The 13,611-nt window shown below is 65.4% G+C and carries 11 protein-coding genes; 8 read left to right on the forward strand and 3 right to left on the reverse strand.

Translation table 11 applies throughout. From position 1 onward, the window contains the following. Positions 1-6 precede the first annotated feature (6 nt). The 5 genes from DOM33_RS08810 to DOM33_RS08830 all read left to right on the forward strand — a co-directional run bounded on the left by DOM33_RS08810 (position 7) and on the right by DOM33_RS08830 (position 6,330). On the forward strand, positions 7-396 hold the full coding sequence (locus DOM33_RS08810; protein WP_110667985.1) for a sarcosine oxidase subunit delta: 390 nt from the start codon (positions 7-9) through the stop codon (positions 394-396). Beyond that, complete coding sequence (locus DOM33_RS08815) at positions 393-3,434, forward strand: sarcosine oxidase subunit alpha family protein (RefSeq protein ID WP_110667987.1); 3,042 nt, start codon at positions 393-395, stop codon at positions 3,432-3,434. Before DOM33_RS08810 ends, DOM33_RS08815 begins: the two co-directional genes overlap by 4 nt. Next, positions 3,427-4,098: a sarcosine oxidase subunit gamma gene (locus DOM33_RS08820; protein ID WP_110667989.1), complete on the forward strand. Its 672-nt coding sequence runs from the start codon at positions 3,427-3,429 to the stop codon at positions 4,096-4,098. Before DOM33_RS08815 ends, DOM33_RS08820 begins: the two co-directional genes overlap by 8 nt. A 48-nt stretch (positions 4,099-4,146) precedes the next feature. Then, positions 4,147-5,031, forward strand: a complete 885-nt coding sequence (purU, locus tag DOM33_RS08825; RefSeq protein ID WP_110667990.1) for a formyltetrahydrofolate deformylase — start codon at positions 4,147-4,149, stop codon at positions 5,029-5,031. 297 nt (positions 5,032-5,328) lie between these two features. Continuing rightward, positions 5,329-6,330, forward strand: coding sequence for a TerC family protein (locus tag DOM33_RS08830; protein WP_110667992.1), 1,002 nt, complete (start codon positions 5,329-5,331; stop codon positions 6,328-6,330). Between the two features lie 32 nt (positions 6,331-6,362). Here the strand turns inward: DOM33_RS08830 and DOM33_RS08835 are convergent, their stop codons facing one another. Then, a complete protein-coding gene (locus DOM33_RS08835; protein WP_110667994.1) occupies positions 6,363-8,012 on the reverse strand; it encodes an alkaline phosphatase family protein in 1,650 nt (549 codons plus the stop codon). Positions 8,013-8,227: 215 nt separating this feature from the next. Between DOM33_RS08835 and DOM33_RS08840 the strand changes: the two genes are divergently transcribed. From DOM33_RS08840 to DOM33_RS08850, 3 genes are read left to right on the forward strand one after another with little or no spacing between them, the layout of a single operon-like run. Then, positions 8,228-8,893 carry an alpha/beta hydrolase gene (locus DOM33_RS08840; RefSeq protein ID WP_110667996.1) on the forward strand — a complete coding sequence of 222 codons (666 nt, stop codon included), beginning with the start codon at positions 8,228-8,230 and terminating at the stop codon, positions 8,891-8,893. Positions 8,894-8,897: 4 nt separating this feature from the next. Then, positions 8,898-9,533 carry a DUF938 domain-containing protein gene (locus DOM33_RS08845; protein WP_110667998.1) on the forward strand — a complete coding sequence of 212 codons (636 nt, stop codon included), beginning with the start codon at positions 8,898-8,900 and terminating at the stop codon, positions 9,531-9,533. Positions 9,534-9,587: 54 nt separating this feature from the next. Continuing rightward, entirely contained in the window at positions 9,588-9,830 is a 243-nt protein-coding gene (locus tag DOM33_RS08850) for a hypothetical protein (RefSeq protein ID WP_110668000.1), read from the forward strand. Positions 9,831-9,951: 121 nt separating this feature from the next. On the opposite strand, the gene DOM33_RS08855 is transcribed toward DOM33_RS08850, so the two are convergent. Together DOM33_RS08855 and DOM33_RS08860 are read right to left on the reverse strand one after the other, a co-directional pair. Beyond that, positions 9,952-11,367 (reverse strand): PhoH family protein, encoded by a 1,416-nt coding sequence (locus tag DOM33_RS08855; RefSeq protein ID WP_110668002.1) that lies wholly within the window; start codon positions 11,365-11,367, stop codon positions 9,952-9,954. Positions 11,368-11,709: 342 nt separating this feature from the next. Continuing rightward, positions 11,710-13,380, reverse strand: a complete 1,671-nt coding sequence (locus DOM33_RS08860) for a peptidoglycan DD-metalloendopeptidase family protein (RefSeq protein WP_110668003.1) — start codon at positions 13,378-13,380, stop codon at positions 11,710-11,712. Positions 13,381-13,611 lie beyond the last annotated feature (231 nt).

Below are 13,611 nucleotides of genomic sequence, written 5' to 3' on the forward strand. Positions count from 1 at the left end.
GACTTCATGTTCCATATCTTCTGCCCCTACTGCGACGAGCGACGCGAGGAAGAGGAGTTCCATCCCAACGGGCAGGCGCATCTGGTGCGCCCCGCCGATCCCGATAGCGTCAGCGACGAGGCGTGGGGTGACTATCTGTTCTTCCGCGACAACCCGCGCGGCATTCACCACGAGATGTGGGTGCATCGGCTGGGCTGTCGCAAGTTCTTCAACATCACCCGCGACACCACCACCTACGAGATTCTCGAGACCTATCCCATGGGGGAGCAGCCGACGATCACGGCCGAGACCGCCAGGGTGCGCCACGAGCAGGGCGTACAGACCGCCGACGGCGGCTGGCAGACCGTGGGCGCCCGGCCCGAGAACAGCACGCTCAACGAGGAGACGCCGTCATGAGCCAGAACAATCGTCTCAGTCAGGGCGGACGCATCGACCGTTCGCGGGTGCTGACGTTCACCTTCAACGGCCAGCAGTATCCGGGGTTTGCCGGTGACACCCTGGCCTCGGCGCTGCTCGCCAACGGCGTCGACGTCGTCAACCGCAGCTTCAAGTACTCCCGCCCTCGCGGCATCGTCGCCGCCGGTCCGGAGGAGCCCAACGCCATCGTCCAGCTCGGCGCCACCGAGGCCGCGCAGGTGCCCAACGTTCGCGCCACGCAGCAAGCACTCTACGACGGGCTGGTGGCGCGCAGCACCAATGGCTGGCCCAACGTCCAGCGCGATGTGATGAGCTGGGTGGGCAAGCTGGGCGGCAGCTTCATGCCGCCGGGCTTCTACTACAAGACGTTCATGGCCCCCGCCTCGATGTGGATGACCTACGAGAAGTTCATCCGCAAGGGGGCCGGTCTCGGTCGCTCGCCCGCCGAGTCCGACCCGGATATCTACGACCATCTCAATCAGCACTGCGAGGTGCTGGTGATCGGCGCCGGCCCCGCCGGTCTCACGGCGGCCCTTACCGCCGCGCGCGCCGGCGCTCGCGTCATCCTCTGCGACGAGCAGGAGGAGATGGGCGGCTCGCTGCTGGATAGCCGCGAAGCGCTGGACGGTGCCTCGGCCGCCGACTGGGTCGAGAAAACCGTCGCCGAGCTGGCGGGCATGGAGAGCGTGACGCTGCTGCCGCGCACCACGGCCAACGGCTACCACGATCACAACTTCGTCACCCTGCATGAGCGCTGCACCGAGCATCTCGCTGATACCGCAGCGGATGCCGGTCGCGCCGGTGAAGTGCGCTCACGGCTACACCGTGTCCGCGCCGAGCGGGTGGTGCTCGCCAGCGGCAGCCACGAGCGCCCGCTGGTCTACGCCAACAATGACGTGCCGGGCAACATGGTCGCCGGGGCGATCTCGGTCTATCTGCGTCGCTACGGCGTGGCGCCGGGGCAGCGGCTGGTGCTGACCACCAACAACGATCACGCCTACCGCACGGCGCTGGACTGGAAAGAGGCCGGCCGCGAGGTCGTCGCAGTGGTCGACTCCCGCGCCAACCCGGACGGCGATTTGGTCAAGCAGGCCCGCGACAGCGGTATCCGCGTCATCACCGGTAGCGCGGTGATGGAAGCGAGCGGCAGCCAGCGGGTCAGCGGTGCGCGAGTCGTCGCCATCGACACCACGCGCTTCGTGGTGACTGGCAAGATCGAGGAGCTGGCCTGCGACACTATCGCCAGCTCCGGCGGCTACAGCCCGGTGATCCACCTTGCGTCGCATACCGGGAAGCGCCCGCAGTGGCGTGAAGATCTGCTCGGCTTCGTGCCCGGCGAGGTCAAGGGCATGCACTTCGCCGGCGGCGTGCAGGCGGTCTACGCGCTGGACGAGACGCTCGCCGACGGTACCCGCGCCGGCGCCGAGGCCGCGCAGGCAGCGGGATTCGAGCAGGCCGAGGCGATCGCCGTGCCGAGCGTCGAAACGCGCACCGAGAGCGCCACCAGCGCGCTCTATCAGGTACCTCACGAAAAATCCTCGCTGCGCGCCCCCAAGCAGTTCGTCGATCTGCAGAACGACGTCACCGCGGCCGGGGTGGAGCTTGCGACCCGCGAGGGCTTCGAGTCGATCGAGCACGTCAAGCGCTATACGGCACTCGGTTTCGGCACCGATCAGGGCAAGCTCGGCAACATCAACGGCATGGCGATCGCTGCGCGGTGTCTGCACCGCTCGATCCCCGAGGTGGGCACCACCGTCTTCCGACCCAACTACACGCCGGTCAGCTTTGGCGCCATTGTCGGCCGTCACTGCGGCGAGCTGTTCGATCCCGAGCGCTACACCGCGCTGCATCAGTGGCACGTCGAGAACGGTGCCGAGTTCGAGGACGTCGGCCACTGGAAGCGCCCCTGGTACTTCCCGCGCAAGGTCAACGGCAAGACGGAGACGATGCACGACGCGGTGGCCCGCGAATGTCTGGCAGTACGCCAGGGGGTGGGCATCCTGGATGCCTCGACGCTCGGCAAGATCGACATTCAGGGTCCGGATGCCCGCGAGTTCCTGGGGCGTATCTACACCAACAAGTGGGCCAAGCTCGCCCCCGGGCGCGTGCGCTACGGGCTGATGTGCAAAGACGACGGCATGCTGATGGACGATGGCACCACCAGCTGCCTGGGCGAAAACCACTTTCTCATGACCACCACCACCGGCGGCGCGGCGAGCGTGCTGGAGTGGCTGGAGCTGTGGCACCAGACCGAGTGGCCGGAACTGCAGGTCTACTTCAACTCGGTGACGGATCACTTCGCGACCATGACGGTGACCGGGCCGGAGGCGCGCAAGCTGATGGCGGAAGTGACCGATATCGATCTCGACCGCGAGCAGTTCAAGTTCATGGACTGGAAGCAAGGTACGGTAGCGGGCGTGCCGGCGCGGGTGTTCCGCATCTCCTTCACCGGCGAGCTGGCGTTCGAGATCAACGTCCAGGCCAACTACGCCCTGCACGTCTGGAAGGCGCTGTTCGCCCACGGCGAAAAGTACGACCTGACCCCCTACGGCACCGAGACCATGCACGTGCTGCGGGCCGAGAAAGGGCTGATCATCGCCGGTCAGGATACCGATGGCTCGGTGACGCCGGAGGATCTCGGCATGCACTGGGCGGTGGGTTACGACAAGCCGTTCCCCTGGATCGGCAAGCGCGCGCTGACCCGCCCGGACACCGCCCGGGAGGATCGCAAGCAGCTGGTCGGCCTCAAGCCGAAGGACGCGACGGTGGTGCTGGAGGAGGGCGCGCAGATCGTGCTCGACCGCGAGCAGACGATTCCCATGACCATGATGGGCCACGTCACCTCGAGCTACTACAGCCCGATCCTCGAAAGCGGCTTCGCGCTGGCGGTACTCAAGGGCGGACGCAACCGCATGGGCGAGACCGTCTATCTGCCGATGTCCGATGGCACCACCCACGAAGCCGAGGTGGTGAACACCGTGTTCTTTGATCCCAAGTGGGAGCGCCAGAATGTCTGAAGCCGGTTCTGAAACCAATGTCAGCCGCGTCGCCGTGTTCGATACCCACCCCGTCGAGCCGATCGACGCCGAGTCGCCGCTCGCCTGGAGCCGTCAGCGCGGGCTCGTCGATGCCGCCGGCGGCAGCGGTCAGGTGCGAGCGGTCGAACGTCCCTTTCTCGGCCATCTGATCCTGCGCGGCGGTGCCATCACCCTCGACGAGGCGGTACGCGCCGAGCTGGGGATCAACCTGCCGGGCAAGCCGCTGGGCCTGAATCTCGATGCCGATGGCAGCCGTTCGGTGCAGTGGCTGTCGCCGGACGAGTGGCTGGTGATCGTCCCCGGCGGGGAAGAGTTCGAGCTGGAGAATCGCCTGCGCGAGCGGCTGGGGGATGCCCACTTCGCCATCGTCAACGTCAGCGGAGGACAGACGCTGGTGGAGCTCTCGGGGGAGAAGGCTCGCGAGGTGCTGATGAAGTCGGTGACCTATGACGTGCACAGCCACGGTCTGCCGGTGGGCAAGGCGGTGGGGACGGTCTTCGCCAAGACCAGCGTCAACCTGCGCCGACCCAGCGAGGATCGTTTCGAGCTGGTGGTGCGGCGAAGCTTTGCCGACTACTGCGTGCGCTGGCTAAGGGATGCCGGACGCGAATACGGCGTGAGCGTCGAATCCCCGACGTCCTGATGATTGGCCGCCATCGCCTGCGCGATGGCGGCCGTGGCTGGAGCCATCATGCAAATCAACAAAGACAGGCAGGCCGAAAACGACAGCTGGATTCTCGCCGCTCAGTGCCCGAGCCGACTGGGGACGGTGGACGTGGTCACGCGCTTTCTCAAGGAGCAGGCGTGCTACATCACCGAGCTGCACTCGTTCGATGACTACCGGGGCGGGCGCTTCTTCATTCGCGCGGCGTTTCGCCCGGAGCTGGGTGATTTCACCGAAGCCGCCTTCCACGAACGCTTCGCCGCCCGCGCCGCCGAGTTCGACATGACCTTCGAGCTGATGGCCCCCGGCACACGACTGCCGGTGGTGATCATGGTGTCCAAGGCGGATCACTGCTTGAACGATCTGCTCTATCGCTATCGTACCGGGCAGCTGGCGATCGACGTGCGAGCCATTGTCTCCAACCACCCGGATCTGGAGCCGCTGGCCGCCTGGCACGACATTCCGTATCACCACCTGCCGGTGACGCCGGAGACCAAGGCGGAGCAGGAGGCCGCGATTCGCCAAGTGGTGCACGAAAGCGGTGCGGAGCTGGTGATCCTCGCCCGCTACATGCAGGTGCTCTCGCCGGATCTGTGTCACGAATTCGCCGGCCGCGCGATCAACATCCACCACTCGCTGCTGCCGGGGTTCAAGGGCGCCAAGCCCTACCATCAGGCCTACGAGAAGGGCGTGAAGCTGGTCGGCGCCACGGCGCACTACATCAACGACGATCTCGACGAGGGGCCGATCATCGCCCAGGGAGTGGAGACGGTGGATCATGCGCACTACCCGGAGGATCTGGTGGCGCGGGGACGCGACATCGAATGTCTGACGCTTTCGCGGGCGGTTCGCTACCACCAGCAGAAGCGGGTGTTTCTGCACTCGGGGCGCACGGTGGTGCTTTCGGGCTGATCGAACTCCGTCGCCTCTCTCTCCAACTTCGCTTTCGCCTCTCTCTTCGACTGCGCTTACGCCTCTCCAGGCCCGCCCCCGCGCGGGCTTTTTTCTGCTTGCCACGCTGCGGGGCCCACGCCACAATGCGCCGGCACGGAAGGGGAGTATCCCACGGGCCGGATCATTGTCCGCCCCGGCAATAGCGTCGTCAGCACGGGCCACATGCCCCGGCGCTATCGGTCACTTCGAGGCATTCGGCCTCGGCGCGACGGGAGAGACTTTCGGTGACGTTCACCGTCTACCGGAGGTTCCCGCATGCACGTACCCGTCTGGGTCTGGCTGGCGACTGTCGCTGGCATCGCCGCACTCTTTCTCTTCGACTTCTTCGCCCACGTACGCAAGCCGCACGATCCCACCTTTCGGGAGGCGGCCTGGTGGTCGGTGTTCTTCGTCGCCCTCGCCATGGCCTTTGGCGCGGGGCTCTGGTGGGTCTGGGGGGCGCAGCACGGCGCCGAGTACTTCGCCGGCTTCATCACCGAGAAGAGCCTGTCGGTCGACAACCTCTTCGTCTTCCTGATCATCATGTCGAAGTTCGCGGTGCCACGACCCTATCAGCAGAAGGCGCTGCTCATCGGTATCGTCATCGCGCTGATTCTGCGCGGCGCCTTCATCGCCGTGGGGGCGGCCGCCATCGCCCAGTTCAGCTGGGTGTTCTATCTGTTCGGGCTATTTCTGCTCTACACCGCGATCCAGCTGGTACGCGAGGGCGCCGGCGGGCACGACGAGAACGAAGCCTACGAGCCCAACGCCATGGTGCGCTGGGTGCAGAAGCGTCTGCCGGCGACGGATGAGTTCGACGGCGACCGCCTCTTCAGCGTCAAGACCGGCAAGCGGCTGGCGACGCCGCTGTTCATGGTGGTGGTGGCGCTCGGCATGACCGACGTACTCTTCGCGCTGGATTCGATCCCGGCGATCTACGGGCTGACCAAGGAGCCCTATATCGTCTTCACTACCAATGCCTTCGCCCTGCTGGGGCTGCTCCAGCTCTACTTCCTGATCGGCGGGCTGTTGAAGCGTCTGGTCTATCTGAGCCTGGGGCTCTCGTTCATTCTGGCGTTCATCGGCGTGAAGCTGATCATCGAGGCGATGCATACCAACACGCTGGCGTTCATCAACGGCGGTGAGCCGATCCATCTGGTACCCGAGATTCCGATCTGGCTGTCGATGACGATCATCCTCGGCACGCTGGTGGTCACCACGGTCGCGAGTCTGATCAAGAGCCGTCATCAGTCCAGGGTCGTGTCCGACTCGCACTGACGCCGCCTGTCCGAGGTTGCTTGTCTGACACGCTACGGCGTGGCGTTTCGCGCCTCGCCGTAGAGTCGATGCAGCAGTCCCCTCATCGTCTCCATCGGACGCGCGCTTTCGGGGCCGGGCGGCAACGTTCCCGTCCGGAATCCGGCCTTCAGGAACCCTTCCAATAGCGCCGGGTCGCCGCTGATGACGTGGATCGGCACGTCGCGTCCCGGACGACGGCCGATCACCGCCGGCGCCGCCTGATGATCCCCGAGCACGATCAGCAGCGTATGGTCGTCGACGTAGCGGCGCGCGAAACCGCCTACCGTCGCCAGCGCATAGTCGATCGCGGGGGCGTAGTAGTCACGCATCTCGTCCGGGTCCTGCCACAGTTTGGCGTAGTCCTCGCCCACGCCTGCCCAGCGCGAGAACACCTCGCCGTCGCCGAGGGCATCCCAGTCCTCGAGTGGCTCGATCGCCGGATACCAGGGGGCGTGGCTCGAAAGGGTCGCGAGCTCGGTGAACGTCGGCGTGTCGGCGTCTTCGGCCAATGCATATTGGGCGACACGCTGCCAGGTGAACTGATCCGGCATGCTCGCCCAGCCGATCGGCGGCCCGCGGTAGTCCATCGTTGCCTCGACGTGAATCTCGTCGTAGCCGTAGCGCTCGCCCTCCGGCCAGGCGCGGGTGATGCCCGGCATCACGGCAAGGGTTCGATGGCCGGTCGCGGTGAAGTCGTCGATGAGCGTCGAGCGCGGGCGGTTCATCATCAATTCGAAGCGCAGCTGCGAGGTGACGGGCAACCCGCTGAGAAAGGTGGCGTGGTTGAGCCAGGACTGCCCGCCGAGCGTCGCGGCGGTGACGCGCCCGGTGACCATCGAGAGTCCGGCCTCGTCGAGGGTTTGCTCGAGCGCTGCCAGCCGAGGCCGGACGGTATCGGCGAAGGGTTCACGCTCGACCGCTGCCACCCCGTAGGACTCGATGAAGCCGAGAACGACGTCGATATCGGCGAGCCCCGGCAGCGCCTGCCCTTGCACGGGATAGGCGGGTTCGGTGGCGAGACGCTGCCCGAAGGTCTCGAGGGCGGCGCGGGTATCGCTCGCCCGCTGCCACTCGAAGTCGATGAATCCCACCAGCGGCTGGCCGAGTGCCGAGATCGCAACGCCCGTCGCGCCATCCGTGGCTTCGCTTTCGCTGAGCGGCGCGACACCGACGAGCCCGCCGACTCCCACGACCCCGAGTGCGAGGGCCAGCGGCCAGGGCGTACTGCGTCCATCGAAGCGGCGCAGCAGGTACTGCAGCGCCAGCCCCAGCAGGAAGGCACCGACGCCAAGAGCGGCGACGAGCGCGGTGGCCAGCGCATAGCCCAGGTTGGAAACCATCAGCTCGAGCAGAATCGGGATCAGACCGAGGTCGGTATACAGGTTGAGCGAGCGACCCTGCATGCGCTGCATCAGCGTGTCGCCGAGAGCGCAGAAGGCGACGACCACGGCGAAGAGGGCAACGCTACCGGTCAGCCAGCGGCGGCCGCGGAAGGGCGGAATCAGTGCCAGCAGGCCGACGATCGCCACGGCTTCCAGGGCGACGGCATGAGCCGGTGGAAAGCCCGCCCAGGGAAATTCGAGCGCGAGGAAGACGCCGTTGAGCAGTGCCAGCGCAGAGATCAGCGCCAGCAGCGGAGAGCGTCGAAACGGTGAGCGCATGCAGGGTCCTCTAGGCGATCGGATGAAGGGGCGGGGCCGACAGGCGCGAGGCCTGTCGGCACGCCATCCCCCGACGAGCGTCGCCGCAGCATAGCAGCGAAGCGGGGTGACGCTCAGGGGCCGGGTCGGGCAAAGCGCCGGACGAGAGGTTAGACTGTTCGCCATCGTCTCGACGACCGTCTCTTTTCATCGCCGCTATTCAAGGATGTGCCCCCATGGCTCACGCGCAAGAACTGATCCTCGAGCCCGCCAATCAGCGACCTGCCGACGCCTGCGTCATTCTGCTGCATGGTCTCGGCGCCGACGGCCACGACTTCGAGCCACTGGTGCCCGCGCTCGGGCTGGACGATGCCCTGGCGGTCCGCTTCGTGCTGCCGCACGCGCCGCAGCTGCCAGTCACCATCAACGGCGGTACGCCGATGCCCGCGTGGTACGACATCCTGGAGATGAATCTGGGGCGTCGCGTCGACGTCGCGCAGCTTCGCGCCTCCGCCGAGCGCGTCCACGCGCTGATCGACGCCCAGATCGAAGCGGGCATCGACAGTCGTCGTATCGTCATCGCCGGCTTCTCCCAGGGCGGCGCGGTCGCCTACGAGGCGGCGCTCTCCTATACCCAGCCGCTAGGCGGGTTGCTGGCGCTGTCGACCTACTACGCCACCGCGGACAGCATCGAACTGGCCGAGGCCAATCGTGCGCTGCCGGTGGAAGTGCATCACGGCACCGCCGACCCGGTGGTGCCGGAGAGTCTGGGACGCGAGGGCGCGGAGCGCGCCGAAGCGCAGGGCTATCCGATCAACTATCGCACCTATGAGATGGGCCACAGCCTCTGCCCCGAACAGGCGGGCGATATCGCCAAGTGGCTCGCGTCGAGGCTCGGCTGACGCCATGCAGAGTATGGATTCGCTCGAGGGGCAGGCGAACGATGCCCTGACCAGCCCCGCCGCTCAGCGCAATCGCGAGCCCATTGCCGAGGTGCTGGCGCAGGTGCTGCCGGCGGCCGGCCGAGTGCTCGAGATCGCCAGCGGCAGCGGCGAACACGCGGTGCATTTCGCCGCGCGTTTTCCCAACCTCGACTGGCAGCCCTCCGACGCCAGCAGCGAGGCGCGCCGCTCCATTGCCGCCTGGTGCGGGGCGGCGGCGCTTGGCAATCTCGCCGAGCCGCTGGCGCTCGACGTGACCGCCGAGTGGCCGATCGAGGCGCCGCTTGCCGCCATCGTCTGCAGCAACATGCTGCACATCTCGCCGTGGCCGGCCAGCGAAGCGCTCTTCGCCGGCGCCGGGCGTACCCTTGCCGAGGGCGCGCCGCTCGTCGTCTACGGTCCGTTTCGCGAGCGCGGGGCGCATACCGCGCCCAGCAACGCGCGCTTCGACGCCGACCTTCGTGCACGAGACGTGCGCTGGGGCATCCGCGACGTCGAGGCGCTCGATGCGCTCGCCGAGGCGGCGGGCCTGGCGTACGAAGCGCACTATCCGCTGCCAGCCAACAACGCCTGCCGGATATGGCGTCGCCGGGCGCGCTAGATCGCGCTCGGCTATACTCAAGCACGACCGTCAGCGACCAGGAGGATTCACGCAATGTCGGACTTTTCCGAAGAATTCCGTATGCCCAAAGGCTGCCCCAAGTGCGATAGCCATTCGATGAAAGTGTCGCAGGCCAAGAACGATGACGATCACGTCTACTGCATCTCCTGCAACACCGAGGTCTGCACCTGGGAAGAAGCGCAGCGCATCATGGCCGAAACCCCGCGCAGCGAAGCCGAGCAGCTCATCGAGGACGTCAAGAACAACAAAAAGCCTGACGTGGAAGAGAATCACTGACGTTAGAGTCGCGCGCCATTGTCGGCGTGATGATTCGACGCAAAACGCCCCGGCATGCCGGGGCGTTTTGCGTGGTGGGCCGAGTGGGTGGCGACATAGCGTGGATGCGCCGAGTGGGGTGTCAGAGAAGCTCCTCGGCGGCGAGTGCCAGGCGCGAGCGCTCGACGCTCTTGAGGGTGATGTGGCCAGCGTGGGGCCAGTCGCGGAAGCGCTCGACCACCGCCGCCATGCCGCAGGTGTTGGCGGTGAGATAGGGCGTATCGATCTGGCCGACGTTGCCCAGACAGACGATCTTGGTATTGCGCCCGGCGCGGGTAATGAGCGACTTGAGCTGCTTGGGGGTGAAGTTCTGCGCCTCGTCGATGATCAGGATGGTGTCGTTGAGTGTGCGTCCGCGCATGAAAGTCGGCGAGCGGATCTGGACCCGCGAGCCGATCAGTTGGCGGGTCGCGCCGTCGCTCCAGCTCGATGAGCCCTCCCGCTCGTCCCGCAGCAGGTTGTCCATGTTGTCGTGGAAGGCGCCCATCCACGGCGACATCTTCTCCTCTTCGGTGCCCGGCAGAAAGCCGATGTCCTCGCCCATGGGGATCGGAGCGCGGGTGAAGACGATCCGCTCGAAGCGTTTACCGTCGAGCGTCTGCTGAAACGCCGCGGCGAGCGTCATGAAAGTCTTGCCGGTACCGGCGCTGCCGGCAATGGTCAGGATGTCGATCTCCGGGTCCATCAGCAGGTTGAGGGCAAAGTTCTGCCGGCTATCGTGGGCGTGAACGCCCCAGACGCCGTCGTGATGGCGGTAGTTGGTCAGAAGCTCGAGGGTAGCGCGCCTGGGGCCCATGCTGCGCACGATCGCTTCGAAATCGGCGCCGTTCTCGCTGTCGGAGATGAGCATGCCGACGTGCCACGACTCGGGAACGCTTCCCTCCAGGTGGTAGCGCGTCTGCCCTTCGGCGCGCTCGACCATCACCTCGACGTCGAGCGACTCCCAAAGACTCTGCCCGCCGCGGCCCGCCTCGGCATAGACTTGGGCGCCTTCGATCATGGTGTCGAGATCGTCGAAGGCGCGGTCGTTGAGATAGTCTTCCACTGGCACTTTGAGCGCCGCGGCCTTCACGCGCAGATTGATGTCCTTGGTGATGAGGATTACCGAGGCGTCGGGACGCTCGTCGCGCAGGCGGCAGGTTTCGGCGAGGATGCGGTTGTCCGGCGAGTTTTCCAGCGTTTCCAGCGGGGCGAGATCCGAGTAGCAGAGAAACCGCAGCCGCCCGGCCGGATCGCCGGTGACGCGGGGAATCGGAATACCCTGCTGAATCTGTTCGGGGGTGACGTTGGCGGTCAGGTCGGAGAGGGTGCGGCTGATCTGTCGTGCGGTACGCGCAATTTCGCGCATGCCGTTTTTGTGTTTATCGAGCTCCTCGAGCACCGTCATGGGGATGACGACGTCGTGCTCGTCGAAGTGGTAGAGGGCGGCGGGATCGTGAATCAGGACGTTGGTGTCCAGCACGTAGAGCCTGTTGGCTTTCTTGTCGATTCGCACCATCGGCAAAAGCACTCCTGTGAGATCAAGGCTTCTCGACCCTGACAGTGTGCGGTGACAAGTCGATGTCGCCTTGACCACTCCATCAGTGCCGCGATTTCGGACATCAGGATTGGGGCTCGGCGTTACCTCTCTGGCGAGTGGCTTCTTCTGCAGAATGACGCGCTATCGCGAAAAGCGCCAGCCCCGAGACGGGCGATCGACGAAAGTGGCCGAAGGTGACGGGATGGGCGTCGACGCGATCTCGAGCTTGCGCCGATGCGATGTCGTGATCGCGTGACCCAACGCAAAAAAGCCACCCGTCGGGTGGCTTTTCCGGTGCCGCTTCGCGCTTCGACGTGGGGCTTAGATGCTGTCGTCGGCGCGCTGCTTGCGCTTGACGTTGACGCTGGCGAGCGCTGGTTCGCCGTTGCCACCCTGATCGAGCTTGGCAAGCAGGTTCTCCGACTCCCGCTTGAACGCGGCCAGGGCGTCGCCGCTCAGGCTCTGCGATTCGGGCAGCGGCACGCGCATGGCGTCCACCTGGCGGTCGTTGACCAGGACTTCGTAGTGCAGATGGGGGCCGGTCACGCGGCCGGTGCTGCCCGACAGCGCAATTTCCTGACCCATCTTCACCCGCTCACCCGGCTTCACCAGCATCTTGCTCAGGTGCAGGTAACGGGTCTCGTAGCCATTGTCGTGCTGGATGAGGATGTACTTGCCGGCGATGGGGTGGTTGACCACCCGCTCGACGCGCCCGGCCGCCGGTGCGTCGATCGGCGTGCCGCTGCGCATGGCGAAGTCGGTGCCCTTGTGCGGGCTGATTCGTCCGGTCACCGGATGGTGGCGGCGCAGATTGAATGGCGAGCTGACACGGTAGTGTCCTTCGAACGGATAGCGATCGAAGGCCGGGTCGAGGCTGTTGCCGTCCGGCGTATAGAAGTGATCGTCGGCGCTGTTGCGGATCACCGTGAGATCCATGCGCTGTCCCTGATACTCCGCGGCGAGGATCTTGGAGTCCATCGACTCGCCGTCGATCATGTCGGACTCGACCAGTACCTGGAACTGGTCACCGACGCGCGCGTCACGACGGAAATCGAGTTTCTTCGAGAGCACCTGAACGAGCTTGGAGACTTCGCTGTTGGAAAGCCCGGTCGACTGTGCCGAAGCGGCGAACGAGCCGTTGACGGTGCCGCTGAACATGCGCTGCGTGGCTTCGGTGGCGTTGACGATCGGCGAGTAGGCGAAGTGCTCATCGTCGGCGTCGCGCTCGATCAGATAGCCGTCACGCGGGTTCTTCATCACCCGCAGCGCCAAGAGTTGACCGCTCTCGTCGAGCTTGTAGTCGAAGCTCTTGCCGACGCGCCAGCGGGTCAGCACTTTCTTGTCCGGCACCGCGTCGAGGATCTGCACCACCGTCGAGTAGTCGAGCCCGAGGGTCCGCTCGGCGGTGAGCGCGAAGGAGTCGCCACGCTGGATCGTGTAGCTCTGCCACGAGGGCACGTAATGCTCGCGAGAGGCGATCTCGTCACCGAGCTGGGTGTCGCCGCTCGGGTCGAGCGTGGTATCGAAGGACCAGTCCTCGTAGGAGGTGCCGCCGATATCGCTCTCCTGCGCTGCCAGGTCGCGGTGCCGATCGCTTAGGCTCATGGCCAGGGCCACCACGTTGGCGCTCAGCACCGGCGACACCGAATCGATGGCACCGTTGGCCAGCGCGGTAGGCGCGCGTTCATCGGCGTGCGCGCTCTGAATGACACTCATGTCCAGCACGTCCAGCGGCTTGAGTTTCGCCAGCGGGATGTCCTCGGAGAGCGCGACGAGCGTGGCATGAGCCGGTGAATCACCCGAATTCGACGCCGAATTGGCGCTCGATTGGGTAAGCGGTGTCGTCGTTGCCACGGTGGTCGTGGCGATAGGGTTTTCGGCAGTGTCGAAAACCCCAAGTATCTTTTGCGTACCCAGCACGGTGACCATGGTGGCGACCGGAAGTATAAGCACCTTGTGCGCGCGGGGTAGCGAATGAAAAATTCGCAACATGGAGGTGAAAGCCCGAAGAAAAATAGATGACAGAACCCATCAAGGCTCGGGAACCTTACCCTAACGCGGTATTAATTGCCTAGGCTGTATTTATATCCACCCTCAAAAGGCCCGAACCATGCGGGCTGAGCGTGATCAGGTCAGACAACGCGGTGCTTTGCCGACTAACAAAAGACGTGCACTTTAGCGCCAGATAATTCCGCACATTGCACCAATATGGTTCACGAATTG

The sequence above is a fragment of the Salinicola halophilus genome (assembly GCF_003206155.1).
GTDB lineage: Bacteria > Pseudomonadota > Gammaproteobacteria > Pseudomonadales > Halomonadaceae > Salinicola > Salinicola halophilus.